Annotated in this window: 22 protein-coding genes and 1 other annotated feature; of the genes, 3 read left to right on the top strand and 19 right to left on the bottom strand. The window is 37.8% G+C overall.

Annotation, left to right across the window (positions count from 1 at the left end; genetic code table 11):
• Nucleotides 1–2 precede the first annotated feature (2 nt).
• The 5 genes from radC to CN326_RS00420 form a co-directional block, all read right to left on the bottom strand.
• On the bottom strand, nt 3–680 hold the full coding sequence (gene radC, locus CN326_RS00400) for a RadC family protein (RefSeq protein WP_098305083.1): 678 nt from the start codon (nt 678–680) through the stop codon (nt 3–5).
• 13 nt (nt 681–693) lie between these two features.
• Nucleotides 694–1254, bottom strand: coding sequence for a Maf family protein (locus tag CN326_RS00405; protein ID WP_098305085.1), 561 nt, complete (start codon nt 1252–1254; stop codon nt 694–696).
• 312 nt (nt 1255–1566) lie between these two features.
• On the bottom strand, nt 1567–2535 hold the full coding sequence (locus CN326_RS00410; RefSeq protein WP_098305087.1) for a stage II sporulation protein B: 969 nt from the start codon (nt 2533–2535) through the stop codon (nt 1567–1569).
• Nucleotides 2536–2691: 156 nt separating this feature from the next.
• Nucleotides 2692–4002 (bottom strand): bifunctional folylpolyglutamate synthase/dihydrofolate synthase, encoded by a 1311-nt coding sequence (locus CN326_RS00415; RefSeq protein ID WP_098305089.1) that lies wholly within the window; start codon nt 4000–4002, stop codon nt 2692–2694.
• A 117-nt stretch (nt 4003–4119) separates the two neighbouring features.
• On the bottom strand, nt 4120–6765 hold the full coding sequence (locus tag CN326_RS00420) for a valine--tRNA ligase (RefSeq protein WP_098305091.1): 2646 nt from the start codon (nt 6763–6765) through the stop codon (nt 4120–4122).
• A gap of 39 nt (nt 6766–6804) precedes the next feature.
• Nucleotides 6805–7035: a binding site (T-box leader), on the bottom strand.
• 254 nt (nt 7036–7289) lie between these two features.
• Between CN326_RS00420 and CN326_RS00425 the strand changes: the two genes are divergently transcribed.
• Nucleotides 7290–7484: a hypothetical protein gene (locus CN326_RS00425; RefSeq protein WP_098305093.1), complete on the top strand. Its 195-nt coding sequence runs from the start codon at nt 7290–7292 to the stop codon at nt 7482–7484.
• 86 nt (nt 7485–7570) lie between these two features.
• Here CN326_RS00425 and ysxE read toward each other — a convergent pair whose 3' ends face one another.
• From ysxE to hemA, 8 genes are all read right to left on the bottom strand, one after another.
• Nucleotides 7571–8596, bottom strand: a complete 1026-nt coding sequence (gene ysxE, locus CN326_RS00430; protein WP_098305481.1) for a spore coat protein YsxE — start codon at nt 8594–8596, stop codon at nt 7571–7573.
• 153 nt (nt 8597–8749) lie between these two features.
• Complete coding sequence (gene spoVID / locus CN326_RS00435) at nt 8750–9739, bottom strand: stage VI sporulation protein D (protein WP_098305095.1); 990 nt, start codon at nt 9737–9739, stop codon at nt 8750–8752.
• A gap of 134 nt (nt 9740–9873) precedes the next feature.
• Entirely contained in the window at nt 9874–11163 is a 1290-nt protein-coding gene (hemL, locus tag CN326_RS00440) for a glutamate-1-semialdehyde 2,1-aminomutase (RefSeq protein WP_098305097.1), read from the bottom strand.
• A complete protein-coding gene (gene hemB, locus CN326_RS00445; RefSeq protein WP_098305099.1) occupies nt 11163–12152 on the bottom strand; it encodes a porphobilinogen synthase in 990 nt (329 codons plus the stop codon). The genes hemL and hemB overlap by 1 nt, the downstream gene beginning before the upstream one ends.
• Before the next feature lie 35 nt (nt 12153–12187).
• The gene (locus CN326_RS00450; protein WP_098305101.1) at nt 12188–12949 is read right to left on the bottom strand and encodes a uroporphyrinogen-III synthase; all 762 of its coding nucleotides are present in this window, start codon (nt 12947–12949) and stop codon (nt 12188–12190) included.
• 4 nt (nt 12950–12953) lie between these two features.
• A complete protein-coding gene (hemC, locus tag CN326_RS00455) occupies nt 12954–13883 on the bottom strand; it encodes a hydroxymethylbilane synthase (RefSeq protein WP_098305103.1) in 930 nt (309 codons plus the stop codon).
• 15 nt (nt 13884–13898) lie between these two features.
• Nucleotides 13899–14732 (bottom strand): cytochrome c biogenesis protein, encoded by an 834-nt coding sequence (locus tag CN326_RS00460; protein ID WP_098305105.1) that lies wholly within the window; start codon nt 14730–14732, stop codon nt 13899–13901.
• Between the two features lie 16 nt (nt 14733–14748).
• On the bottom strand, nt 14749–16086 hold the full coding sequence (gene hemA / locus CN326_RS00465) for a glutamyl-tRNA reductase (protein WP_098305107.1): 1338 nt from the start codon (nt 16084–16086) through the stop codon (nt 14749–14751).
• A 486-nt stretch (nt 16087–16572) separates the two neighbouring features.
• Between hemA and CN326_RS00470 the strand changes: the two genes are divergently transcribed.
• Together CN326_RS00470 and CN326_RS00475 are read left to right on the top strand one after the other, a co-directional pair.
• Nucleotides 16573–17025 (top strand): MarR family winged helix-turn-helix transcriptional regulator, encoded by a 453-nt coding sequence (locus tag CN326_RS00470; protein WP_098305109.1) that lies wholly within the window; start codon nt 16573–16575, stop codon nt 17023–17025.
• 2 nt (nt 17026–17027) lie between these two features.
• Nucleotides 17028–17444, top strand: coding sequence for an organic hydroperoxide resistance protein (locus CN326_RS00475; protein WP_098305111.1), 417 nt, complete (start codon nt 17028–17030; stop codon nt 17442–17444).
• Between the two features lie 24 nt (nt 17445–17468).
• On the opposite strand, the gene ysxC is transcribed toward CN326_RS00475, so the two are convergent.
• From ysxC to CN326_RS00505, 6 genes are all read right to left on the bottom strand, one after another.
• Nucleotides 17469–18065 (bottom strand): ribosome biogenesis GTP-binding protein YsxC, encoded by a 597-nt coding sequence (gene ysxC, locus CN326_RS00480; protein WP_098305113.1) that lies wholly within the window; start codon nt 18063–18065, stop codon nt 17469–17471.
• Nucleotides 18062–20392 carry an endopeptidase La gene (gene lon, locus CN326_RS00485; protein WP_098305115.1) on the bottom strand — a complete coding sequence of 777 codons (2331 nt, stop codon included), beginning with the start codon at nt 20390–20392 and terminating at the stop codon, nt 18062–18064. Before lon ends, ysxC begins: the two co-directional genes overlap by 4 nt.
• Before the next feature lie 215 nt (nt 20393–20607).
• The gene (gene lonB, locus CN326_RS00490) at nt 20608–22278 is read right to left on the bottom strand and encodes an ATP-dependent protease LonB (RefSeq protein ID WP_098305117.1); all 1671 of its coding nucleotides are present in this window, start codon (nt 22276–22278) and stop codon (nt 20608–20610) included.
• A 250-nt stretch (nt 22279–22528) separates the two neighbouring features.
• The gene (clpX, locus tag CN326_RS00495) at nt 22529–23794 is read right to left on the bottom strand and encodes an ATP-dependent protease ATP-binding subunit ClpX (RefSeq protein ID WP_098305119.1); all 1266 of its coding nucleotides are present in this window, start codon (nt 23792–23794) and stop codon (nt 22529–22531) included.
• A 265-nt stretch (nt 23795–24059) separates the two neighbouring features.
• Entirely contained in the window at nt 24060–25343 is a 1284-nt protein-coding gene (gene tig / locus CN326_RS00500) for a trigger factor (RefSeq protein ID WP_098305121.1), read from the bottom strand.
• A gap of 328 nt (nt 25344–25671) precedes the next feature.
• Nucleotides 25672–26676: a hypothetical protein gene (locus tag CN326_RS00505; protein WP_098305123.1), complete on the bottom strand. Its 1005-nt coding sequence runs from the start codon at nt 26674–26676 to the stop codon at nt 25672–25674.
• Between the last annotated feature and the right edge of the window lie 143 nt (nt 26677–26819).

Here is a 26819-nt window from a genome sequence, read left to right on the forward strand (position 1 = left end):
TCTTAAATATGACCTTTATCTTTTAAACTAACAAATTTATGGTCACCAATAATAATATGATCGAGAATTTCAATCCCGATAATCTTCCCGCATTCTACAAGTCGTTTCGTTACTTCAATATCTTCCCGGCTTGGTGCGGGATCGCCTGAAGGATGATTATGAAGGCATATAATAGAGGCAGCAGCGCGGCGGAAAGCTTCCTTGAAAACCTCGCGCGGATGCACAATTGATGCATTCAAACTTCCAATAAATACCGTTTGTCGATGCATCACTTGATTTTTCGTATTTAAATATAGACACACAAAATGTTCTTGTTGTAAAAAACGCATCTCCTCCATCATGTAGCGTGCGCAATCTTCTGGATTACGAATGCTATATCTATTCTGATACTCTAATCGTACCATTCTTCGTCCAAGTTCAAAAGCAGCAATAAGTTGGGATGCTTTTGCCATCCCAACCCCGTGAATGCTTGTCATTTCTTCGATTGTTGCATCTTTTAACATTCGTAATCCATCAAAATGATGCAAAATTCGATTCGCTAATGTTAAAACCGACTCCTCTTTTGAACCCGTTCGAAGTAATATAGCGAGAAGTTCTGTGTTTGATAAGCTGCTTGCTCCTTCTAGCAATAAACGTTCCCGTGGTTGATCTTCTTTCACAACGTCACGAATGCAGCTCATACCTCAGCCTCCTTTACATATTAAATTGTTTTAATTCACGTACAACACGTGCAATTGGCAGGCCAACAATCGCATAATAATCACCTTGTATATGATGAACAAAAATAGCGCCTTTTCCTTGTATACCATAGCTACCAGCTTTATCAAGCGGCTCTTTCGTTCGTACATATGCCTTAATTTCTTCTTCTGTTAATTCCCAAAACGTTACTTCTGCACGCTCATAAAATGTCACTGTTTTTTCTTTTGAAATAAGAGCGACTCCTGTATAGACTTCATGTGTTTTCCCTGATAAAAGCTGCAGCATTTCTTTCGCTTCATTCTCATCTACTGGTTTTCCCAAAATACGCGACTCGTACGTAACAATTGTATCAGCACCAAGTACAACACAGTCTTCGTAATTCTTTGCTACAGCAGATGCTTTTTGCAATGCAAGCGACATCACGATATCATGCGGTGATGAATATGCTCCAATTATTTCTTCTACATCGCTAACTACAACGTCAAATGGCATATCCACTAGCTCAAGCAATTCTTTGCGCCTTGGTGAACCGGACGCTAAAATAAGTTTTTTCATACGTTCTCCTTTCGTTTTCCAAATTAGCAGGAAGATACAACATAACCATACTAAATGTATATATTCTCCTCAAATTTTGAAAATATCGTTTTTCTTTAAAAAAATATAAAAGAAAGGAAAGAAGTTTAAACTCTCCTTCCCTTTCTTCAGCTTAAACAGATGATAAGAAAAAATAAAACCATCTTCTGATAAAGTGAAACTTCCATTAGTGGGGGATTTTTTCATCCCTCACCTATCTTCTTCGCTTCTCTCTGAATCTTGAGGTGAGGGTCTTACTGCCCGCAAATAGCGGGATAATGAGTTAAACCTTATCTAATTATTATACGTTTTTGTTTTTTGCGAAACTATTTTTTCATAAGAAAGAAAGCTATCTACTAAAACTTGCTGCAATTTTGTCATTGTTGTCACATCTTGTTTTCCCTCTTGTATTGTCTGCACAACCACTGATGCATACGTAAATAATTTTTTTATATCATCCCGCTTCAATGCCGTTTCCTCTTTTTTTATTGCCTTCCACTCATTTTCAATTTGTTCTATATTTGTTTTATTTATTTTATTTCCAGAATGCATCGCAGCTGCTTGTTGCAGCAATTTTCCATACAATGATTGTAGCTTTTCAAAAAACGATCCGTAGTCTTGATCCTGTTTTAGAAGTGCTTGATCCGCAATCTCCCATTTCTTTTTCATCACTGATATATCTTTTTGTTTATATTGCTCCATCATCTGCATAACAGATTGCTCGTCATGTGCCATTCCAAGAACGAGTAAATATTTATCTCCTGACTGCATAACTGCTCCAGGGATTCCTTTTTCTTGTAACTCCTTTAACGATGCCTGTCCTTTTTCTTTCGTAGAAAATACCCCGCCCTGCACAAAATATATAGTAAGCGGTGATAAAGCTGCTGATGCTGCTTTATTTTCTTCTTTTTTCTCATTTGTTGATTGTTTCGTCTCATTTTTCTCTGTAACATTTGCTACTGGGGCTGTAGTTTCACGAACTGTTTCTTGACCTGTTAACAGATGCAGCATTCCCATTCCAAATCCCGTCCCAATTACAATCGCTGTGGATACTGTCAAAATGAAAGTATTACTCCATCCCTTTTTCCCTTTTTTCATGGAAGATAATACATTTTTTTGAAACGGAACAACATTATTTGTCACTGTATTCTCTGGCAGCACCCACTCAAACTCTTCTTTCTTTTGCTCATGCTCTTTCTTTTCTACATAATTGGCTTCCGTTCCATTCACTTTAATTGAAATTGTTCGCGATTGCTTGTCCATACCCCCACTCCTTACTTCTTATCATTGCCAGCATCGTATCATACTCGTTTCAAAAAAGAACGAGATATTTGTCATAGAGATTCGTCAAATTATCCTATATTGTTATCTTATATGTATGCCTACGTCTTTATTTGTAGAACTAAAAAACTAGACAGTTTATTTCTGTCTAGTTTTTTGCATAACGTATTTACGAGCTTCTGATATGAAATAAAGAGAACCTGTTAATATGAAAACATCCTCTTCTTGCAGAGAAGCCATTGTTGTATCAATCGCTTCCTGCCAATTCTTAAAAATATGTTTCGATTCTCGTTTTGAATAAGCAGCAAGTGCCTCAGCGGAAATTGCACGATCAAACGTAAACGTCGTAAAGATCATTTCATCTGCAATTGTTTCTAGCTGTCTAACCATTTCATCCAATTGTTTATCCCCAAGCGCTGTAAATAAAACAATAATTCGCTTTTCACTATAGTGGGCACGAACAGTTTCTACAAGGCTATACACTCCTTCTGGATTGTGAGCGCCATCAATAATGACATGTGGGTGAGTAGATAGTTGTTCAAAACGTCCAATCCAATATGCCTCAGTTAATCCTTTTCGAATATGCTCCTCATCAATTAAGAACGCCTGATACACTTTTAAGTACGTAATCGCCATAAGCGCAAGTGCAGCATTTTGCACTTGATGCTGGCCTTTCATGGAAATGAAAAGGTCTTCATATGTATGGAATGGAGACGAGAATGTAAATTGTTCACCTTGCTTATCTGCAGAAAGATGTTCCACTTTAAATTGATTCCCAAGTTCATATATGTTAGAACGTTTTTCATTCGTGATAGTACGAATTACTTCTAACGCTCCACCTTGCTGCACACCTGTTATAACAGGAACACCTGATTTCACAATTCCCGCTTTTTCAAATGCGATATCTTCTAGCGTATCTCCTAAAATATGCATATGATCATGACCTATATTTGTAATAATACTCAGTACAGGATGAATGACATTTGTTGAATCAAAACGCCCTCCAAGACCTGTCTCAAATAAAACGATGTCACACGGATTTGTCTTTCCAAAATAATAAAGCGCCATAACAGTAATAATTTCAAATTCTGTCGTTTCGCCTAAATCCGTTTTATCTAACTTTTCCACAACAGGTTTGACTATATTTACGAGATCTGTAATTTCTTGATCTGTAATTGGCATTCCGTTTGTACTAATCCGTTCATTAAACGTTTCGATATACGGTGAGGTAAAGGTTCCTACTTTATACTCTGCCTCCTGTAACATATAGCGCATATATGTGAGAGTAGAACCTTTTCCATTTGTTCCCGCAAGATGAACACATTTTATATGTCGCTCTGGATTTCCAAGTTCCTCTAGCATCCATCGCATGCGTTCTAACCCTGGTTTAATCCCAAATTTTAAACGACTATGAATCCAGTCGATTGCTTCCTCATATGTATGTATCATGTATGTTATTCCCCTTTCAAATCGGCAAAAAAACGAACCAAGACAACAGAGTATCTCAGCTCTATTATACGCAAATAAAAGAGACTCACCAATATAGTGAGTCTCTTTCGAATAACTTTATTTTTGAAGATCAGCTAGACGTTGGCGAACTGCTTCACGTTTTTCTAGATAATCTTGTTCCTTCGCGCGTTCTCCCTCAATAACTGCAGCTGGAGCTTTTGCTACGAATCCTTGATTTGAAAGTTTCTTCTGTACACGCTCTACTTCTTTGTCAAACTTCTCAAGTTCTTTTTCAAGACGTGCTTTTTCTTCTTCAAGGTTAATCAAATCAGCTAATGGTAAGAATAACTCTGCACCTGATACGATTGCAGTCATCGCTTTTTCCGGTGCTTGTAAATCCGTTTGAATTGTTAATTCACTTGGATTACAGAAACGTTCGATGTAAGAGCTATTTTTCGTAAGCTGCGCTAGTACTGCTTCGTCTTTTGCTTTAATTTGCAATTGAACTTTTTTGCTCATTGGCGTATTTACTTCAGCACGAATGTTACGAACAGAGCGAATGATATCAACTAGAAGGTGCATTTCTGCTGCTGCTTCTTTGTCTTGTAAATCTTCACGAACTGTCGGCCATGCCGCTACTGTAATAGATTCGCCTTCATGAGGTAAGTGCTGCCAAATCGTTTCTGTTACGAATGGCATGAATGGATGCAATAGGCGCATCGTTTGATCAAGTACATATGCTAAAACAGAACGAGTTGTTTTCTTCGCTGCTTCATCTTCACTGTATAACGGAAGTTTCGCCATCTCAATGTACCAGTCACAGAAATCATCCCAAATGAAGTTGTATAATGAACGGCCAGCTTCACCAAACTCATATTTATCCATATTACGTGTTACACTTTCGATTGTTTCATTTAAGCGAGTTAAAATCCACTTATCTGCAACTGATTTTTCACCAGTTAAATCGATATCTTCGTATTTCATGTCATCCATGTTCATTAATACGAAGCGTGATGCATTCCAAATTTTATTAATGAAGTTCCAAGTAGATTCTACTTTCTCCATGCTGAAGCGTAAATCTTGGCCTGGTGCACTTCCTGTTGATAAGAAGAAGCGCATTGCATCTGCACCGTACTTATCAATAACATCCATTGGATCAATACCGTTACCAAGAGATTTACTCATTTTACGTCCTTGCTCATCACGAACTAAACCGTGAATTAATACATCTTTAAATGGACGCTCTCCTGTAAACTCTAAACCTTGGAAAATCATACGAGATACCCAGAAGAAGATGATATCATAACCAGTTACTAAAGCATCTGTTGAATAGTAACGTTTGAAGTCTTCTGCATCTTCATTCGGCCAACCAAGTGTTGAGAACGGCCATAATGCTGAGCTAAACCATGTATCAAGTACGTCGTTATCTTGGTTCCAGTTTTCAATATCTACTGGTGCTTCTGTACCTACGTATACTTCACCAGTCTCTTTATGATACCAAGCTGGAATGCGGTGACCCCACCATAATTGACGAGAAATACACCAGTCGTGAATGTTTTCCATCCAGCGTAAGTATGTGTTTTCAAAACGCTCTGGTACGAACGTTACTTTTTCTTCTTCTTTTTGTTGAAGTTCAATCGCTTTTTCTGCAAGTGGTGCCATTTTTACGAACCACTGTGTTGATAAGTAAGGCTCAACAACTGCACCGCTGCGCTCACTATGACCTACTGAGTGCATATGAGGCTCGATTTCTACTAATACGCCAGCTTCTTGTAAATCTTTTACTAACTCTTTACGGCATTCGAAACGATCCATACCATTATACTTACCAGCTTTTTCGTTCATCGTTCCATCTTCGTTCATTACTAAGATGCGTGGTAAGTCATGACGGTTACCTACTTCAAAGTCATTCGGGTCATGAGCTGGTGTAATTTTCACAACACCTGTTCCGAAATCTTTTTCTACGTACTCATCAGCAATAATCGGAATCTCACGGCCAACGATTGGAAGTGTAACTGTTTTTCCGATTAAATGTTTGTAACGATCATCTTCTGGATGAACTGCTACCGCTGTATCACCAAGCATCGTTTCTGGACGAGTTGTTGCAAGACGAATGTGACCAGAACCGTCTGTTAACGGATAGTTCATATGATAGAATGCACCTTGAACCTCTTTATGAATTACTTCAATATCAGAAAGAGCTGTGCGTGTTGCTGGGTCCCAGTTGATGATATACTCACCGCGGTAAATTAAACCTTTTTCGTATAATTGAACGAATACTTTATTAACAGCATCAGATAAACCTTCATCTAATGTGAAACGCTCACGAGAATAATCTAGTCCTAAACCGACTTTCCCCCATTGCTGACGAATGTGAGAAGCGTATTCTTCTTTCCATTCCCACGCTTTTTCAAGGAATTTCTCACGGCCAAGATCGTAACGTGAAATACCTTCTTCACGAAGTTTTCCTTCTACTTTCGCTTGTGTTGCAATACCAGCATGATCCATTCCTGGAAGCCATAATACATCGTAACCTTGCATACGCTTTGTACGAGTTAAAATATCTTGAAGCGTCGTATCCCAAGCATGACCTAAGTGCAGCTTACCAGTTACGTTTGGAGGCGGGATTACAATTGTATACGGTTGTTTCTTTTCATCTCCTGTTGCTTCGAAATATTTGCCTTCAAGCCACCATTGATAACGGCCTTCTTCAACGGACATATGATCATATTTAGTCGGTAAATTCTTTTCCGTGTTTGACATTATTTTCCCTCCTTCAAAATAAAAAAATGTCCCTCATCCAAAAAGGACGAGGGACATCGCGGTACCACCTTTATTTACAAACAAATTCAAAATTTGCTTATACTCTTAATTTGATAACGGACAAATCCGTCTTTTCCTAATGAGATGACTCCGTTCAGAAAAGATGCTCCAGGGCTACCTTCTAACATGACTATCTAGAGAATCTTCCAGCTAATAATTCTCCTCTCTGCAGACGTTTAATGTTATACTCTTCCCCTTCAATGCATTTATATAATTGTTATTTATTATATACAATAGTGTAAAAAACGAAACTACATTCGTCAAGATAAAAATATTTTTCGACTTACATCTACAATTATTAATTCTATTTTCAATCAGCTTAGCCAAGTTTTTTATAACATATGCAAAGAAAATGGAAAAGTGTAGCACAAGCACATTAGACGCTTATCCTGCATAATGTAATATCACATTTATTCTTCTCTTATGATTGCATCCTAGAGGAGTTTCTAATACGGAGGACCATTATGCGACGCTTTCGACGCACGTATAACTTTTCAGCCCCTTCATGGCTAAGAAATATACAAACGATGTTTTCTGACTTTGCAATCCCGCTCACGATTTTCCAAGGCATTCGCACTTTACTTCTCCCTACGTTTTTAGATTTCGTCATACTTGTTATTTTCATAGCAGTAACGGTTCGCTTACATTTTCAGCCGTAACCTCTTCTTGAGGCTACGGCTAATTTTATTCTGCTATTCGCGAACAGTAAGACCTCCACTGATGGAAGTTTCACTTTATGTTAATTTTACTGCGCTTTTTGCGCAGCAGCTTGAAGCTGTGCAACAAAATACTCAATATTACTTATAAGCCAATGCGCTTGTTGAAGCATCGTTACATCATTTAGCTCCTGTGCTCCATTGCGCACATTTCGAGCGTTTATATATGACTGCACTTGCTTTATAAATGTTTTGGGATAAGCTAAATATGCAAACATAAGTAACTTTTCTTCCTTTGTAAACGCAAAATTATTTTGATAGATTTGGTACCATTCATATCGATCATTTCTTGCAATTGGATATGTGTTAAAGGAACGTGAATAGAACTGAACGATATCTTGAACTGGGGTAGCAAACTGCGCATCTTCTAAACTAATAAAATAGCCGTTTCGCTGATAATCAAATAAAAAGTGATTCATGGAAACATTGCCATGAATAAATGAAATGCGTGTTTTTTCTTTTTCTTTCATCGCTTCATGCCATTCTGTAAACTGTTTCTTTGCAAATTCATGAGCACGCAGCGCCTGATGAAAGTACGTACAATACTGCAATTCAAACGGAGACATATACCACTTTGCTTCAGATTCAACTAAAAACTTCTCTAATAGGGCTCCATCTTCTTCCCAACGGTTTGAAATAGTATCAAAATGTTCCTGAAGCACTTCTTCCTTCACTTCTTCCTCTCGCATCGTTCTTTTGTGCATCAAAGCAAGTGTTTGAAACATTTTATGATACTGATCATTCTCTTCACCTTGTCCTTCTGCACTTCCTAGCCAAGGCATTAAATAATAACTATATTCACCATCATTGAACACATGACTTCCATCTTTTGCATGATAAATCGGCGCAAAATTCGTAAAGCCCTTTTCCCGTAAAAATTGAACATGATACATAAGATTACTTCGTTCTAATTTCCGAGATGGTAATTTTTTTAACGCATATGGACCTTGGTTCGTATAAATTTTTGTTACATTCCCATATTCCTCAATATGTTCAGGAGCTAATTGATATAGCTGCAAAATAGAAGCATAACGGTCTCGTAATTCCATGTCCATACGAACAACGACCCTTTCTCCAAGAGCATAAAGTGAAACTTCCATCAGTGGGGGGCTTCATCCTCCACTGATGATTAGTTGAACCAATCGGGATTTTACTGCCCAAAAATAGCGGGATAAAAAAGAAAAGAGGTGAGGAAGATTTCTCTTCACTCACTTTGTTTTCACTTTTGGCACTGGTATATACAAAATTTGTCCTGCTGTTAAATAAATATCATCCGTTTGATTTACACGGTGTAAATGCTGTACGGAAGTATCATAACGCTCTGCAACGGATTCAATCGTATCGCCTTCTTGCACAAAATACAATCGCAGCTTTGTAAATTCATCTTCCGGCTGCTTTGCAAATAATTTTGTTAAATATAACGCATTTTCATCTCGCTGTGAGTATGAAATTTCTTCTTGCGCCTCTTCATTGGCAGCTTCCTGTTTTACTTTCGGTTCCTTACGTCCAAAAAACAGCTGCGGTGCGACTTCTTCTTGTTTTTCCTCCTCTTCCTCGACTTCTTGCCCCTCTTCTAGATCAAGCTCTGGTTCTTGACGAGCTTCTAACTGAAATGGCTCAAAGGCATAATCTTCCCACTCATCAGTCTCTACCGCTTCTTCTTCCTCTTCTCTTATTTCTTCTCCCTCTTCCTCTTCCTCTTCTTGTATTTCTTCCTCTTCCTCTTCTTGTATTTCTTCCTCTTCGTATATTTCTTCCTCTTCACGCTCTTCATTACACAATCCGTGAATTGAAATATCTGCTAAAAGCTGCAAACAGCCATTGTCCAACAATTCATAATCAAATTCTTCAATATCCACATATAAATCTTCGACTTGCTTCACACGTCCTCTTGGAATAGAAATCTCCAATGGAAACGAATGTACTAATTCATTTATACCATCTTCACGTGTTTCCACATAATCTACAGTGCGAACTGGTGATAATTCTCGCAATGAAAAAACCTCTATTTCTTCCTTTGCAATATATTCTCCTGTTAAATCTAGCTGTCCACATACAACAATTTCATATTCACGTTCCTCTATAACAACATCAGGATCTAACGAAATAGAAAGTAACTCATTGACTTCCTGTCCTTTTTGAAACCAGACAGATTCTTTTAACGAAAACCGTAATGAAGTTTGTTGATCTGCTGCCACTTCGTATTCCCCCTCTCAAACTATATGTCATTACAGGTTTATGTGAGAAACAGAGACTTTATGAATAAAAAAATCGCCCTCACTTGAGAGCGATTTTTGTCCCACATATTTAACAAAATAAAAGAACTAACAAATTATCCTTTTAATTTAGACATAGCCATTTCTGCCGCTGCAATAGTTGCTTCAATATCAGCATCACTATGTGCAGTTGATAAGAACAACCCTTCAAATTGAGAAGGTGGTAAGAATACACCTTGTTCTACCATTTCACGGTAATATGCTGCAAAATATTCTAAATTAGACGTTTTTGCTGTTTCATAGTTAATAACCTTTTCATCTGTAAAGAAAATACCTACCATGGAACCAGCACGATTAATACAATGCGGAATATCATATTTTACAGCTACTTCATGTAAACCTTTTTCAAGCATTTCCGCTTTACGTTCAAATTCTTTATAGCTCTCCGGTGTTAATTGGACAAGCGTTTCATATCCAGCTGTCATCGCTAATGGGTTACCAGATAGTGTACCAGCTTGATAAATCGGTCCACTTGGTGCTACTTGCTTCATAATTTCAGCCTTACCACCATAAGCCCCAACAGGAAGTCCCCCGCCAATTACTTTACCTAAACATGTTAAATCAGGTGTTACACCAAAATATCCTTGTCCACAATTATAAGCTACGCGGAAGCCTGTCATAACTTCATCAAAAATAAGAAGTGCACCGTATTCTGTTGTAACATCACGAAGTCCTTGTAAAAATCCTGGGAGCGGCGGTACAACGCCCATATTTCCAGCTACCGGCTCTACAATGACACACGCAATATCATCACCGAACTGTTCAAAAGCATATTTCACACTCTCTAAATCGTTATACGCAACAGTAATCGTATTTTTCGCAACACCTTCTGGCACACCAGGGCTATCTGGTAAACCAAGCGTAGCAACGCCAGAACCAGCTTTAATTAAAAGGGAATCACCATGCCCATGATAGCAACCTTCAAATTTCAAAATTTTATTACGCCCTGTGTAACCGCGTGCTAAGCGAAGCGCACTCATTGTCGCTTCTGTTCCAGAGTTAACCATACGTACAATTTCAATAGACGGTACACGGTCGATTACAAGCTGTGCTAATTTATTTTCAATTTCTGTTGGCGCGCCGAAGCTTGTCCCTTTTTCTACTACCGCTTTTAACGCCTCAACAACCCGGTCGTTGGAATGTCCATGAATAAGCGGACCCCATGACAATACATAATCAATGTATTCATTTCCATCAATATCATAAACTTTAGAACCTTTTCCACGATCCATAAATAATGGATTCATACCGACAGATTTAAATGCACGCACTGGGCTATTTACACCGCCTGGCATTAAATCTTTTGCCGTTTCAAACGCTTCAATCGATTTATCAAAACTTTTCATTATCGTGCGCTCCCTTCTTGTAACCATCTCGCTGCATCTTTTGCATGATATGTAAGTATTAAGTCTGCTCCGGCACGTTTCATACTTAATAATTTTTCAAGAACAATGTCTTTTTCATTGATCCAGCCATTTTGTGCTGCCGCTTTAATCATTGAGTATTCACCGCTCACATTATACGCAACAACTGGAAGATTAAAGTTATTTTTCACATCACGAATAATATCTAAATAGGAAAGTGCTGGCTTCACAATTAAGAAGTCTGCCCCTTCCATCACATCTGACTCAGCTTCGCGGAACGCTTCTAGACGATTCGCTGGGTCCATTTGATATGTTTTACGATCACCAAATTGCGGCGCACCATGTGCAGCATCGCGAAACGGTCCATAAAAGGCAGACGCATATTTTACTGCGTATGACATAACTGGAATATGCGCAAAGCCGTTTTCATCTAACGCATGACGAATAGCCGCTACAAATCCATCCATCATATTAGATGGTGCAATAATATCCGCACCTGCTTTCGCTTGACTTACTGCTGTTTTTGCAAGAACCTCTAACGATTCATCATTTAAAATAATTCCGTCTTCAATTACACCGCAATGGCCATGACTCGTATATTGGCATAAACATGTATCTGCGATTACAACTAATTCTGGGAATTTCTCTTTAATTTGTGTAATTGCTCGCTGCACAATACCATGTTCACAATACGCAGAAGAACCAACTTCATCTTTTTCAGCAGGTAAACCGAATACGATAACTGAACGAATACCTAAATCGACAACTTCTTGCATTTCTGCTTGCAGATGGTCTAAAGAAATTTGATATACACCTGGCATAGAGGAAACTTCATTACGCTTGTTTTCCCCTTCTAAAACAAAAATTGGATAAATGAAATCTTCTGTATGTAAATGTGTTTCACGCACAAGAGCACGCATACTTGCACTTTGTCGTAAACGACGATGACGCTTAAATTGTAAAGGATTCATAACTTTCCATCTCCAATTCTTAAAGTTTCACTTTATTATACATTTTTATAATAATATTCTGAAATGCATTGTAACATAGCTTCAATTGTATATTCTTTCGGAATGAGAAGATTTTGAAAATGTTTACGCGCTTCTCGTTCTGTAACGGGACCTATACAAGCAATTGTACATTCTTTTATCCATTCTCTCCAGTTTTCACCCTCAAGCAATGCGATAAAACTCTGCACAGTCGATGGACTTGTGAAGGTAATCACATCGATTTCTCCTGATTGCAGTGCATCGATTAGGTGCCCCCGCTTTTGTACATAGACGGCAGTTTCATATACAACAAGCTCACGTACGATAGCACCATGACCTCGCAATGCTTCCGGTATCACATCTCTTGCAAGATTTCCTTTTGGCAGTAATACACGCGTCCCGCTTCCTATATGACTCACAAATTCTTCCGCAAATGCTTCAGCTACGAATGCTGTTGGTACAAAATGGACAGTATAGCCGCGTTTCTCTAATTCTTTCTTTGTTTTCACACCAACTGCAGCAATTTTAAGGGTATGTGGTAACGATTGCTTCATACCATCTAAAAAGAAATTCACACCATTTTTACTTGTGAAAATAATCCAGGCATACGTGATTATTTCATCACGCATTTGTTGAAATTGTTCATGCGCGGCTGCCGTTATATGCAAAAGCGGAATTTCTAATGGAATTCCGCCCTGCTTTCGCACTTCTACACTCATTTGCTTCGCCTGTTGCTTAGCTCTCGTAATTAGCACTGTTTTTCCACAAAGAGAAGGCATATTGCTAGTTTTGCCCCTGATTTGCTAAAGCAATAAGTTCCTTCGCTCCTTGCCCGATTAACAAGTCTGCTGCTTGTTCTCCAACTTCTTGGGAACTTTCACCAATAACAACTTCTTTCAATAAGACAGTTCCATCTGCAGATCCAACGAGAGCTGTTAATTCAATTTGGTCATCTTCTTTCAGCGTTGCATATCCAGCAATCGGCACTTGGCAGCCGCCTTCTAACTTATGAAGAAATACTCGTTCTGCTTCAACTGTTTTCGCAGTTACACTATCATTCAGATGACTTAGTAATTGTAATAAATCAGCATCATCCTCTCGGCATTCAATGGATAACGCACCTTGTCCAACAGCTGGTACACATGCCATTTCATCTAAGTATCCTGTAATCACATCATCCGCCCAGCCCATTCGCTTTAATCCTGCTGCTGCTAAAATAATAGCATCGTAATTTTCTTCTTTTAGCTTACGAAGTCTTGTATCAATATTTCCACGAATCCATTTTATTTGTAAATCCGGGCGCGCTGCTAACAACTGCGCACTACGACGTAAACTGCTTGTACCGATAACTGCTCCTTCTGGTAACTCATCAAATGATTCACCATTTTTAGAAATAAACGCATCACGTGGATCCACACGTTTTGGAATACATCCAATTGTTAATCCCTCAGGAAGTACTGCCGGCATATCTTTCATGCTATGAACAGCCATATCAATTTCTTTTGTAAGCAGCGCATGTTCAATCTCTTTTACGAACAATCCTTTTCCGCCTACTTTCGAAAGTGTCACATCTAAAATAACGTCACCTTTCGTTACAATTTCTTTCACTTCAAATTCATATGGCAATCCTAGTGCTTTCAATTGATCGATAAACCAATGTGTTTGCGTTAATGCCAATTTACTTTTTCTTGATCCTACAATAATTTTGCGCATATTTTTCTCTCCTCATTATAAGTACCAAAAATGGAAATTCGATAAACTACTAAATAGAAAAATATTAATTAACATGATGAGAAATGCCCCAATGTTCCAACTTGCAATTTTCTTCCCCTGCAATGTATCTGATCCACGCAAATAAATACCCGCACAGTACACAAATAAAACGACGAAAGAGCCGATTACCTTCGCGTCATACCAATGAAAATTATCTAACTTCGTATATCCCCATATACACCCAAGCAAAATGGATAAGAAAAAAAACGGGACAGAAAATAAATTCAAACCGTATGACATAGAATCAAGCTTTGGTAAATTTCCTAAACGTCTTAATCTTGCATTCCATTTTTTTTGTTTTAATAAGCGATATTGAATTAAATACATAATGGAAAAAATAAAGGAAACTGTAAATGTTGCATAGGAAATAATCGCCATACCAACATGCACATAGACAAGCTCCGATACCAATTGATTTGCCAACACCGGCGACATTTGTCCAAGCGGAGTAAAAATAGAAACAGCGCTTACACCAAATGCAATCATATTTGTAAAAAAGACTAAAAAATCAATACGCATAAATCGGTTAATAACTAATGATAATGTAATTAATAGCCACACATAAAAATAAATACCCGATAGCAACGTTAAAACAGGATTGATTTTCGCTTCTGTTGCTCGAAGTAACATAAATATAGAATATAATACCCATACAACAGAAAGTAACCAAAAGGCAATCCGATTTGCCTTTCGGTTACTTTGAAAATAATCTATGAAATATAAACTCACGCTGCAGGCATATAAAATAATGGCAATATGATAAATAATGCTATTGTTTAAAACACCCATCCATTTATCCTTTCCATTACAAAGATGGAGCGGATACTGTCCACTTCTCTGTCTGTTTCCATTCTGCTTTGTTTTCTTCTACTGCTTCTTTCGCATTTAAATCAAAAATTTTCGCAAATAGAGCAAGTTTTGCTTGTGCATCTTCTTCAGCTGCCAATTCTTTCGCAATTAAAATTGGATCTTTTAACAATTGATTAATAATACTTTTCGTATGCTTACTAATCACTTTTCGCTCACGCTCTGTTAGCGTTGGAATCTTTCGTTCAATGCTTTGCATTGTTTCACTTTGAATCGCTAATGCCTTATCACGAAGTTCCGAAATTAATGGTACGACACCAAGCGTATTCAGCCATGATTTAAATAGAATCATTTCTTCTTCAATCATAATTTGAATTTTTTCAGCTTCTTTTAATCGCTCGGCACGATTCGCTTCCACAACGCCTTGTAAATCATCAATGTCATATAAGAAAACACTTTCTAACGCATCAATTGCTGGATCAATATCCCGAGGCACCGCAATATCCACCATAAAAAGTGGACGACCAGAGCGCATACCCTCTACTTTGGACATCATTTCTTTCGTAATCACATATTCAGAAGCACCTGTTGAACTAATTACAATATCAGCTTCTAACAATGCACATTGTAACTGATTTAATGGCTTTGCACGTCCCATATATTTTTCTGCCATCGTTTCTGCTTTTGCAAACGTACGATTCATAACAGTCACTTTATGAGCACCGCTTCCGTATAAATTTTGCAGTGCTAATTCGCCCATTTTCCCCGCACCTAGAATAAGAACATGGCAATCTTTCAAATCACCAAAAATTTTCTTTCCAAGTTCAACAGCTGCATAACTTACCGACATAGCATTGCCGCCAATTGTTGTTTCAGAATGCGCGCGTTTTGCTAGTGTAACGACTTGTTTAAACAATTCATTAAATATCGTTCCTGTCGTTTTTACTTCTTGTGCTAGTAAAAAGCTATCACGAATTTGACCTAAAATTTGCGTTTCTCCAACTACCATTGAATCTAATCCACATGTTACGCGGAATAAGTGATCGGTAGCACCATCTTGTTCAAATATAGACAAATATGGTGAAATTTCTTCTATTTCAAGCTGAAACCAATCAGCCATAAATTTCTTAATATAATAGCGTCCTGTGTGTAACTGATCTACCACAGCATAGATTTCCGTTCGATTGCACGTTGATACAATGACATTTTCTAATACACTTTTTTGTTTTTGTAACGTTGTCATTGCTTGCTCTAACTCTGCTGCCTGGAACGTTAGTTTCTCACGAATTTCTACAGGGGCTGTTCGATAGTTAACACCAACAACAAGAATATGCACGCAGCATGTCCCCCTTCAACCCATTTTTCATCTTATCTACTATCATAATACAACTTTCCTCTTTTAAATCTGACAATCGTGTGAACATCATCCCATTTTATCCCTTCCTTAACTGACAATAAGACATCTACCGGAATAAGTAAAGAATGAAAGAAGAAAGGTGAGGAAAACTTTTCATAAAGACCGATGCATACAACTACCCTTCCAGGTGAAGACACTCCTGAAAAAGAAGTTTCACTTTATATTAATTATAAGATAATAACTCTATCTGTACGTTACCAAAAAAAATTGTCGGAATCAAGTAATGGAAACTATTCCATACATGCTGAAAGCTTATCTTTTACTAGCTTCTTTCAATTCAAAGAAAATATGTATGATTATACCAACTGATAGATTTTCTTTTTTGTTTGACATTTCATTTTTTATATTTTATATTAGTTTTGTAAAATTAAATTGTGCACAATTAAAAAAAAGGGGGGGATACTCATGCACAAGAATCCTTTACATCTAGATAATCAACTTTGTTTTTCTATTTACGCATGTTCTAGAGAAGTCACACGTTTTTATCGTCCTTATTTAGAAGAAATGGGCATTACGTATCCGCAGTACATTACTTTGTTAGTATTGTGGGAACAAGACGGAATAACAGTAAAAGAAATTGGTGAACGATTATTTTTAGATTCCGGAACATTAACGCCTATGTTAAAAAGAATGGAAGGGTTACAACTTGTTAAACGTGTTCGTTCAAAGGAAGATGAACGAAAAGTATGTATTGAACTAACAGAGCAAGGATCTGCTTTAAAGAAAAAAGCATGTTCATTGCCACAAACAATGGCATCACATTTAGGAATTACAACTGAAGATTATACAACTTTATTAATTCAATTAAACAAATTAATTGAAACAATGAAAACAATAAATGATAGAAAAGAGGAATAAACATGGAAACATTATACACTGCTACTGTAAAAGCAACAGGTGGACGAAACGGAAAAGTAATCTCTGAAGATGGTGTATTAAACCTTGATGTAAAAATGCCCAAAGCATTAGGCGGTATGGGCGGCGAAGCAACAAACCCTGAACAATTATTTGCAGCAGGTTATGCAGCTTGCTTTGATAGTGCATTACAGCTTGTTATTCGTACGAAACGCGTAAAAGCAGAAAGTACGGAAGTAACGGCTCACGTAGCAATTGGCAAAGATACAGATGGGGGATTCGGATTAGCTGTCACATTAGATGTACGTGTAGCTGGTGTATCTCACGAAGAAGCAACACAATTAGTAGAAGCTGCGCACGGAGTATGCCCATACTCTAAAGCAACAAGAGGAAATATGGAAGTGACATTAAACGTACTATAATACACAAAAAACGTGTGACAAATGTCACACGTTTTTTGTATTTGTAAACTTATGAATCGCTTTCCACGCTTCTTCTTTCCCAAGACCTGTTTCTGAAGAGAATAATACAACTTCATCTCCTGGTTCTACATCAAGCGTTTCTTTCACAACTTTTAAGTGCTTTTGCCATTTTCCCTTTGGAATTTTATCGGCTTTTGTTGCAATAATGATTGTTGGAATTTCATAATGCTTTAAGAAATCATACATCATCACATCGTCATTTGTCGGCTTGTGACGTAAATCAATAACAAGAACAGCTGCATCTAGCTGTTTTCTTGTTGTAAAATACGTTTCGATCATCTTACCCCATGCTGCTCGTTCTGACTTCGATACTTTCGCATATCCATAACCTGGTACATCCACAAAATGCATCATGTCATTAATAATGAAAAAGTTTAGTGTTTGCGTTTTTCCTGGTTTAGAAGAAATGCGCACTAATTTTTTTCGGTTTAAAATTTTATTAATAAAGGATGACTTTCCAACATTGGAACGACCTGCTAATGCGATTTCTGGTAAATCACCATCAGGGTATTGTTCTGGTTTGACTGCACTAATGACAATCTCCGCTTTTGTTACTTTCATTTTTTCACTCCTACTAATGCATGCTCTAGTACCTCATCTAAATGAGAGACTGGCACAAACGTAAGGTTTTCCTTTACGCTTTCTGGAATATCGTCTAAATCTCTCTCATTTTCTGCAGGTAAAATAATTTTCGTTAACCCTGCACGATGCGCACTTAACGTTTTCTCTTTCAATCCACCAATTGGTAACACACGGCCACGAAGTGTAATTTCACCCGTCATTCCTACTTCTTTACTAACAGGAATTCCTGTTAATGCTGAAATAAGAGCCGTTGCTATCGTAATGCCCGCTGATGGTCCGTCTTTCGGTACAGCACCTTCGGGAACATGAATATGGATATCATGTTTTTCATGAAAATTAGGGTCAATATGCAATTCTTCTGCACGCGAACGAATATAACTAAATGCCGCTTGTGCAGATTCCTTCATTACATCCCCAAGTTTCCCTGTTAAAATTAACTTCCCTTTACCCGGAGATACTGATACCTCTATTGCAAGCGTATCTCCTCCAGCTGATGTATACGCTAAACCTGTTGCCATACCTACTTGATCCTTCGTTTCAGCTTGACCATAACGATATACACGCTTTCCAAGCAACTCTGTAATATTCTTTTCCGTTACAACAACGCGCTTACGCTCTTCTGTTACAACAATCTTTGCTGCTTTTCGGCAAAGCTTTGCAAGCTGACGCTCTAACGTACGAACACCTGCTTCACGTGTATAGTAACGGATAATTTCAAGAAGCGCTTCATCACGTACTTGTAAATTTCCTTTTTTCAAGCCATGTTCCTTCAATTGTTTCGGAAGCAAATGCTCACGGGCAATATGTACTTTTTCAAGTTCTGTATAACCAGCAATTGAAATAATCTCCATACGATCTAGAAGTGGACCTGGAATGCTTGCCAGCGTATTAGCTGTTGCAATAAACATAACTTTCGATAAATCATATGGCTCTTCGATGTAATGATCACTAAAGTTATGATTTTGTTCTGGATCTAATACCTCTAATAATGCTGCTGAAGGATCTCCTCGAAAATCATTCGACATTTTATCAATCTCATCTAATAAAAAGACCGGATTGATTGTCTTTGCCTTTTTCATTCCTTGAATAATACGACCTGGCATCGCACCGACATACGTACGACGATGGCCACGAATCTCAGACTCATCACGGACACCGCCAAGTGAAACACGAACAAAATTACGATTTAATGAGGTCGCAATCGATTTAGCTAACGATGTTTTCCCAACCCCTGGAGGACCGACTAAACAAAGAATAGGTCCTTTTAATGAATTCGTCAGCTTTTGCACTGCTAAATATTCAAGTACTCGCTCTTTTACTTTTTCAAGCCCATAATGCTCTTCATTTAAAATTTTTTCAGCGCGCATAAGATCTATACGATCTTCTGTTGCCTCAGTCCAAGGAAGAGATAATAACCAATCAATATAATTGCGAATCACACCGCTCTCTGCTGAACTTGCCGGCAATTTCTCATAACGATCTAGCTCTTTTAAAGCTGCCTGCTGCGTTTCTTCTGGCATTCCTGATTCTTCAATCTTTTCACGAAGCTCTTCTACTTCGCCGCCTTTTCCTTCTTTATCACCAAGTTCTTTTTGAATAGCTTTCATTTGCTCACGTAAGAAGTACTCTTTTTGTGTACGCTCCATAGAACGCTTCACTTGCTGACCAATTTTCTTTTCTAAGTTCAATAACTCTTTTTCATCTTGAATAAAAGAAATAAGTGTATGTAATCGTTCTTTCACCGCAGTGATTTCTAAAATCTGTTGCTTTTGCTTCATTTTGAGAGGCAAATGAGATGATACGAGATCAGCTAATCGACCTGGTTCATCAACATCAACAACTGTTGCAAAAGTTTCATCTGAAACCTTCTTAGACAGCTTAATATATTGCTCAAAATACTCAATTAATGTACGCATGAGTGCTTTTTCTTCTAAATCGCCCTCTTCTTCTTCCATTAATGTACGGACATTAGCTGTAATTACATCATCTTCTTCGATGAACTCTGTCATTTCTACTCTATGTAAACCTTCTACAAGGATACGCATCGTCCCGTTTGGCAATTTGAGCATTTGCTTTATTTTTGCTAACGTACCTACTTTATAAATATCATCTTCTTTCGGATCATCGATATTCACGTCTTTTTGCATCGCTAAAAAAATTATATTTTCATCTACAGCCGCCTGCTCGAGCGCTTGTATCGATTTATCACGTCCTACATCAAGATGCAGAACCATCGTCGGATATACGAGAACGCCTCTTAATGGTAGGAGGGGCACGATTCTTTCGTTCGCATTCATATTAGACATAGCACCTCCATAAATATCTTTGTTTCCCTATTTTATATTACAATAAAGCCTTATGCAATCTCAGAGACTCGATGCTCTATTGCTCGTTAAAGAAAAAGGGACTTCGCTTAAGCATATAACAACTTAAACGAAGCCTAGGATATTCTGCTCTAACAGGCAGTAAAGTTAGCGTCCCTCCCATATGAGCCCCATTGGTTCACCTAACCCTTTACCCTTTACATCGATTGCACGTCACCTTCATCTAAAGAAAGCAATGTATCGCCTGTTGGCTCAATTTTCTCTTTTACAAATGCTAATGCAAATACTTCTTTTAATTTTCGCACAGGAACGATTTCAATACCTTTGATTGTGTAAAGAAAAGGCTGCATATTTTCTGCTGGGATTAGCACTTTCTTTGCCCCAGCTTTTTTCGCTGCTTTTACTTTTGCGTAAACGCCACCAACTGGTTTTACTTCTCCGTGAATACTAATTTCTCCAGTCATGGCTACTTCATTATTGATATACATGCGATGAACGGCAGAATATACGCCTGTTGCAATTGCAATGCCGGCAGATGGTCCATCAATTGGAATACCGCCTGGAAAGTTAATATGTATATCATATCCTTCAGGTAACAAATCCAGCGAACGAAGGACAGTTACAACATTATCAACAGAACCTTTTGCCATACTTTTACGGCGAATTGATTTCGTTTGATTACCGATACTTTCTTCTTCAACAATCCCTGTTACCACAACGGATCCATTCTCTTTTGCTGGAATTGCTGTTACTTCTATTTCAAGTAGTGCTCCTGTATTTGGTCCATATACAGCCAGGCCATTTACAAGACCAATTTTCGGAATTGGATATACCCGCTTTTCGTATTTCGGCGTCAGTTGGCTTGAATGAATGACCCATTCAATATCCTCATCCTTTATAAAAGATCGCCCTTCATTAATTGCCATTCCAGCAGAAATTTGCACAAGATTAATGGCTTCTCTTCCATTCCGTGCGTACATTCCAATCATTTCTATACCCTGTTCACCTAGCTCCATATCCACCTTTTCAGCAGCATTTTTCGCTACTGCTTCGATTTCTCCTGTATCTAGTTCACGAAAAAAGACTTCTAAACAGCGTGACCGAATAGCCGGAGGAATTTCATCCGGAGAACGTGTTGTTGCGCCAACAAGGCGAAAATCAGCTGGTAATCCCTTTTGGAAAATATCGTGAATATACGTTGGAATGAGAGAATTCTCTTCACTATAATATGCACTTTCCAAAAATACTTTGCGATCCTCCAGCACTTTTAACATTTTATTCATTTGAATTGGATGCAACTCCCCAATCTCATCAATAAATAAAATACCTCCATGCGCATCTGTGACCGCCCCTTTTTTCGGTTGCGGAATACCTGCTTGCCCCATCGCTCCAGCACCTTGATAAATCGGATCATGAACAGAACCAATTAACGGATCAGCAATCCCCCGCTCATCAAACCGAGCCGTTGTGGCATCCAGCTCAATAAATGTTGCAGTGATTCGAAATGGAGATTTCGAGTTTTTCTTTGCTTCTTCTAATACGAGCCGAGCCGCTGCTGTTTTTCCAACTCCTGGCGGTCCATATATAATGACATGTTGCGGATTTGGGCCGCATAGCGCAGCTTTTAATGATTTAATACCGTCTTCTTGTCCAACAATATCAGCAAAAGACGCTGGACGAACTTTTTCAGCAAGGGGTTCTGTTAAAGAAATTTCCCGCATTTTTCGAAGTTGCTCTAGCTCTTTCTTTGATTCTCTATCAATTGAAACTTTTTGTGTTCGCTGGTTTTTGAGTAAATGCCAAAAATATAATCCGACAATTACACCAAAGACAAGTTGAACGATTAAAAAAATATTTGTCCAGCTCATACTCATTTCCTCCCGCTATGTTTTACTTATCAGTATCCCCTGGGAGGAAACACGCTAAACATAATAAGAAACAGCAATTATACAATTGCTGTTTCTTATCGTTTATACTGCTATTCACCGACAGTAATATCCCCACCTCGAAATTCAGCAAAAAGCAAAAAAGTTAGGTGGGGATCAATTACTGGTATATATCCGATTCGTTCTACTCATAATCAGCAGGGATGAAATCCCCGCTGATTAAGGTTTCACTTTATGCAGATGTTTTTGTATCTTGTTCAAGTATAGTACCATCTTGAAGCACTAATTTTGGCGTAGCATTCTCTGCTACTGTTTCTTTTGAAATCACACATTTCTCAATATCCTTACGAGATGGGAGTTCGAACATCACATCAAGCATAAGACCCTCAATGATTGAACGAAGTCCACGCGCACCCGTTTTACGTTCAATTGCTTTTTTCGCAATTTCGACAAGGGCACCCTCTTCAAACTCTAATTCAACATCATCAAGTTCCAATAACTTTTGGAACTGTTTCACAAGTGCATTTTTCGGTTTTGTTAAGATATCAACAAGAGCACCTTCATCAAGCGGCTCTAAATTCGCAATAACCGGAAGACGACCAATAAATTCTGGAATTAATCCAAATTTTAATAAATCTTCTGGCAATACATGCGATAAAACATGCTTTTCTGTTACATCAGCATTTTTCTTCTCAGAACCGAAACCAATCACTTTTTCACCAAGACGGCGTTTAATAATTGGTTCAATGCCATCAAAGGCACCGCCACAAATGAATAAAATGTTTGTTGTATCAATTTGAATAAACTCTTGATGTGGATGCTTACGACCACCCTGCGGAGGAACGCTTGCTACAGTACCTTCTAAAATTTTAAGAAGTGCCTGTTGCACACCCTCACCAGATACGTCACGTGTAATTGACGGATTTTCTGACTTACGTGCCACTTTATCAATCTCGTCAATGTAAATGATCCCTTTTTCCGCTTTCTCTACATCATAATCAGCTGCTTGAATAAGTTTTAGTAGGATGTTTTCTACATCTTCCCCAACGTATCCCGCTTCTGTTAAAGATGTTGCGTCAGCAATTGCAAATGGAACATTTAAAATACGTGCTAACGTTTGTGCCAGTAACGTTTTACCGCTACCAGTTGGTCCAATTAAAGCAATATTACTTTTCGCTAATTCTACATCATCAATTTTGCTGTTAGAATTAATGCGCTTGTAATGGTTATATACCGCTACCGCTAAAGCCTTCTTCGCTTGATCTTGTCCGATTACATATTCATCCAAAATTTCACGAATCTCTACTGGTTTCGGTACATCTTTGAATTCTACTTCTTCATCTTTTGCAAGCTCCTCTTGCACGATTTCTGTGCAAAGTTCTATACATTCATCACAAATGTAGACACCAGGACCTGCAACAAGCTTTCGAACTTGCGTCTGTGTTTTACCACAGAAAGAACATTTTAATTGCCCTTTTTCATCATTAAATTTAAACATATTTTCACACCCCTTACAAAGTGCTAATACCTTGCCTTCGTATGTACACGATAAATGTATCGTATGTAAATACATATTATGTCACTACGTGGCGAGAAATACAAATAATATGGTTAGTTATGTACAATTAAAAAAATTTTGAAACTTTTGAAATATGTATATTCGACTTTCGAAGAATCTTTTCCTTCTTCATAATAAAAATGGTTTACAAATATATTTATATTTATAAAACAAGGCACGAGCAATGTCGCGCCTTGTTATTTTATTATGCAGTCTTGCTGTTATCTACTAAGAAATCTACTGCTTTACGAACTTGAAGGTCTTCTTTTACACCCTCAACGTTACCAAGAGCTTGTTTCACAGCGTCTACTGGCATGTTGTACATTTCAGCCATTTTTTCAACTTCTGCATTTACTTCTTCTTCTGTTACTTCAATGTTTTCAGCTTTGATGATTGCTTCAAGAACAAGGTTAGTTGTTACGCGTTTTGCTGCGTCTTCTTGCATTTGTTCTTTTAATTTTGCTTCATCAGTACCTGTGAATTGGTAGTAAAGCTCTAAGTTCATGCCTTGGTAGCTTAAGCGTTGCTCGAATTCGCGAACCATGCGATCTAACTCAGTTTCGATCATTGCTTCTGGAATGTCAATTTCTGCATTTGCAGCAGCTTTTTCTACTACTTCGTCACGAAGTTTGTTATCAGCTTCTTGTTTTTTGTTCTCTTCTAAGTTTTCACGAAGTTTTGCTTTTAACTCGTCAAGAGTTGCTACTTCTTCGTTTGCATCTTTCGCGAACTCATCATCTAAAGCAGGAAGTTCTTTCACCTTAATTTCATGAACTGTTACTTTAAATGTTGCTGGTTTACCAGCTAGTTCTGCTGCATGGTATTCTTCTGGGAATGATACTTCCACTTCTTTTTGTTCGCCAGCTTTTAGACCAACTAATTGCTCTTCAAATCCTGGGATGAATGTATTAGAGCCGATTGCTAAAGAGTAGTTCTCGCCTTTTCCACCTTCGAATGCTTCGCCATCAACGAAACCTTCGAAGTCGATTACAGCTGTATCACCGTTTTCTACAGTGCCATCTTCTTTAACTGCAAGCTCAGCTTGACGCTCTTGTAAAGATTTTAATTCATTCTCTACATCTTCATCAGTTACAGTAGTATCAACTTTTTCTACTGTTAAACCTTTGTACTCGCCTAATTTCACTTCAGGTTTTACAGTAACTTTTGCAGTGAAAATTAAGTTTTCGCCTTTTTCGAATTTCTCGATGTCGATTTCAGGGTGAGCAACTGGGAAGATACCAGTTTCATCAATTGCTTCTCCGTATGCTTTTGGTAAGATGATATCTAAAGCATCTTGGTATAAAGATTCTACACCGAAGCGTTGTTCGAATAGAGGACGAGGCATTTTTCCTTTACGGAAGCCCGGTACATTAATTGTTTTTACAACTTTTTTGAACGCAGCGTCTAAAGAGTTGTTTACTTCTTTAGCATCAACTTCGATTGTTAAAACGCCAGCGTTACCTTCTAATTTTTCCCATTTTGCAGCCATTTATTCTTTCCCTCCAACTATAATAATGTATGCACATACCTTTAAAGATCGAGGCATTTTTCGTTTCTGATAAAGAAACAACAAACACTCTGTAAAGCTGATGTATTCAGCTTTACCATCCGTTATGAAAACTTCGGACGTATCATTCTCAATCTACTATTTGCCAAAAAGACAAATACGGTATATTTTGTTCGAGAATAATATGAAACATATAAGTAAGAGAATATTTGTTTCTATTCTCTTATAAAAAGGCAGATTTCAGCCCTTTGCAACCCTTACATTATAACATAGAATACTCTCGTTTCAATAACCGAAACATTCTTTTTCATTATACTGGCATAAATCCTTCTTTCTCAATACGTAAAAACCACTGATATGCAACATGATATTCTTCAAGTGTAATATCATACTCTCGAAGAAGCTCATCCTCATGAATCTGCATTCCAAATCGTTTTCTTCCAACTCTCTCTAAAACAGCTGCCCATAACTTGTCTTTCTCTATTAAGAAAGGAAACGGAAAGATGCTTGTTTGCATTTCTTTCCAATATGCAACAATCGCCTCATACATCGTTGGATTATCATGCTCTAAGCGATCAGACAATATATGTAACACTTCTTCTGTATCATATGGATTATAAGATAAATTAGCCGGTATGACCGTTATTGTCTCACCGAATTTCTCCACATCTATGCTTTCTTGTATTCGATTTTCCATTAATATGTATAAGATAGAAGTTTTAATATACGGGTGTTTCGTTTCATCTAGTAAAAATGTACGCAGCGCCGGCAACGCGCTTTCGATATTTCTATTCGCAAGCTCATTTATCGCCCGCAATTGCTTCCCATAATCACCTTTAAGCAAAGCGTCGGCAAACGCAGGTTCATCAAAAAATACGTCATTGTCTATTTCTACTACTTCTTCACCATCTAGCATGCTCTTTGCAAACAATGCAAGTTGTGCTAATTTCTCTTTTTGCTCTTCTGTTATTTCTTTCGTTTGTAAAACGGACTGTACCGTTTCAATAATGCCCTCATAATCATTTATTTGCACTAAAATTGTAACATATGTCTCGAGAATATCTTGAAATAAGAGTTCCCCTGTTTCAAGCAATTCCTCGCATCGCTCTTTCGCTTCTTTCGTTTCCTTTAATTCTAGTAAACAAATAACTGAAGCCAATTCTGATTGTTCTGTCTGTGCCCCGTACTGGCGCAACATTTCGAAGCATGTTAACGCTTCTTCAAACCGACGTTCACGCAATGCAATAAATCCTTCGTCGATAAATCGCGCTGACAACTGCGGAAACAATACGACCGTACTTTCTTTTTTATCCATACGCTCGCCTCTTTTTTTAGATTTTCAATACACTTCAAAGTTAATATAACAAATGATAGTTCAGAACACAATCTTTGGAATCTGTTCGTTTTTACTGAGAAAATACCGATTTTTGCTATATAAAAATCGAATATATTGCCTAG

It is taken from the genome of Bacillus sp. AFS018417, assembly GCF_002560985.1.
Classification (GTDB): domain Bacteria; phylum Bacillota; class Bacilli; order Bacillales; family Bacillaceae_G; genus Bacillus_A; species Bacillus_A rhizoplanae.

Bases quoted from the DNA above. Each gene is read 5' to 3' on its own strand.
- radC (WP_098305083.1), bottom strand. From the start codon at position 680: ATGAGCTGCATTCGTGACGTTGTGAAAGAAGATCAACCACGGGAACGT.
- CN326_RS00405 (WP_098305085.1), bottom strand. From the start codon at position 1,254: ATGAAAAAACTTATTTTAGCGTCCGGTTCACCAAGGCGCAAAGAATTG.
- CN326_RS00410 (WP_098305087.1), bottom strand. From the start codon at position 2,535: ATGGACAAGCAATCGCGAACAATTTCAATTAAAGTGAATGGAACGGAA.
- CN326_RS00415 (WP_098305089.1), bottom strand. From the start codon at position 4,002: ATGATACATACATATGAGGAAGCAATCGACTGGATTCATAGTCGTTTA.
- CN326_RS00420 (WP_098305091.1), bottom strand. From the start codon at position 6,765: ATGTCAAACACGGAAAAGAATTTACCGACTAAATATGATCATATGTCC.
- CN326_RS00425 (WP_098305093.1), top strand. From the start codon at position 7,290: ATGCGACGCTTTCGACGCACGTATAACTTTTCAGCCCCTTCATGGCTA.
- ysxE (WP_098305481.1), bottom strand. From the start codon at position 8,596: ATGGACATGGAATTACGAGACCGTTATGCTTCTATTTTGCAGCTATAT.
- hemL (WP_098305097.1), bottom strand. From the start codon at position 11,163: ATGAAAAGTTTTGATAAATCGATTGAAGCGTTTGAAACGGCAAAAGAT.
- hemB (WP_098305099.1), bottom strand. From the start codon at position 12,152: ATGAATCCTTTACAATTTAAGCGTCATCGTCGTTTACGACAAAGTGCA.
- CN326_RS00450 (WP_098305101.1), bottom strand. From the start codon at position 12,949: ATGCCTTCTCTTTGTGGAAAAACAGTGCTAATTACGAGAGCTAAGCAA.
- hemC (WP_098305103.1), bottom strand. From the start codon at position 13,883: ATGCGCAAAATTATTGTAGGATCAAGAAAAAGTAAATTGGCATTAACG.
- CN326_RS00460 (WP_098305105.1), bottom strand. From the start codon at position 14,732: ATGGGTGTTTTAAACAATAGCATTATTTATCATATTGCCATTATTTTA.
- CN326_RS00470 (WP_098305109.1), top strand. From the start codon at position 16,573: ATGCACAAGAATCCTTTACATCTAGATAATCAACTTTGTTTTTCTATT.
- CN326_RS00475 (WP_098305111.1), top strand. From the start codon at position 17,028: ATGGAAACATTATACACTGCTACTGTAAAAGCAACAGGTGGACGAAAC.
- ysxC (WP_098305113.1), bottom strand. From the start codon at position 18,065: ATGAAAGTAACAAAAGCGGAGATTGTCATTAGTGCAGTCAAACCAGAA.
- lon (WP_098305115.1), bottom strand. From the start codon at position 20,392: ATGTCTAATATGAATGCGAACGAAAGAATCGTGCCCCTCCTACCATTA.
- lonB (WP_098305117.1), bottom strand. From the start codon at position 22,278: ATGAGCTGGACAAATATTTTTTTAATCGTTCAACTTGTCTTTGGTGTA.
- clpX (WP_098305119.1), bottom strand. From the start codon at position 23,794: ATGTTTAAATTTAATGATGAAAAAGGGCAATTAAAATGTTCTTTCTGT.
- tig (WP_098305121.1), bottom strand. From the start codon at position 25,343: ATGGCTGCAAAATGGGAAAAATTAGAAGGTAACGCTGGCGTTTTAACA.
- CN326_RS00505 (WP_098305123.1), bottom strand. From the start codon at position 26,676: ATGGATAAAAAAGAAAGTACGGTCGTATTGTTTCCGCAGTTGTCAGCG.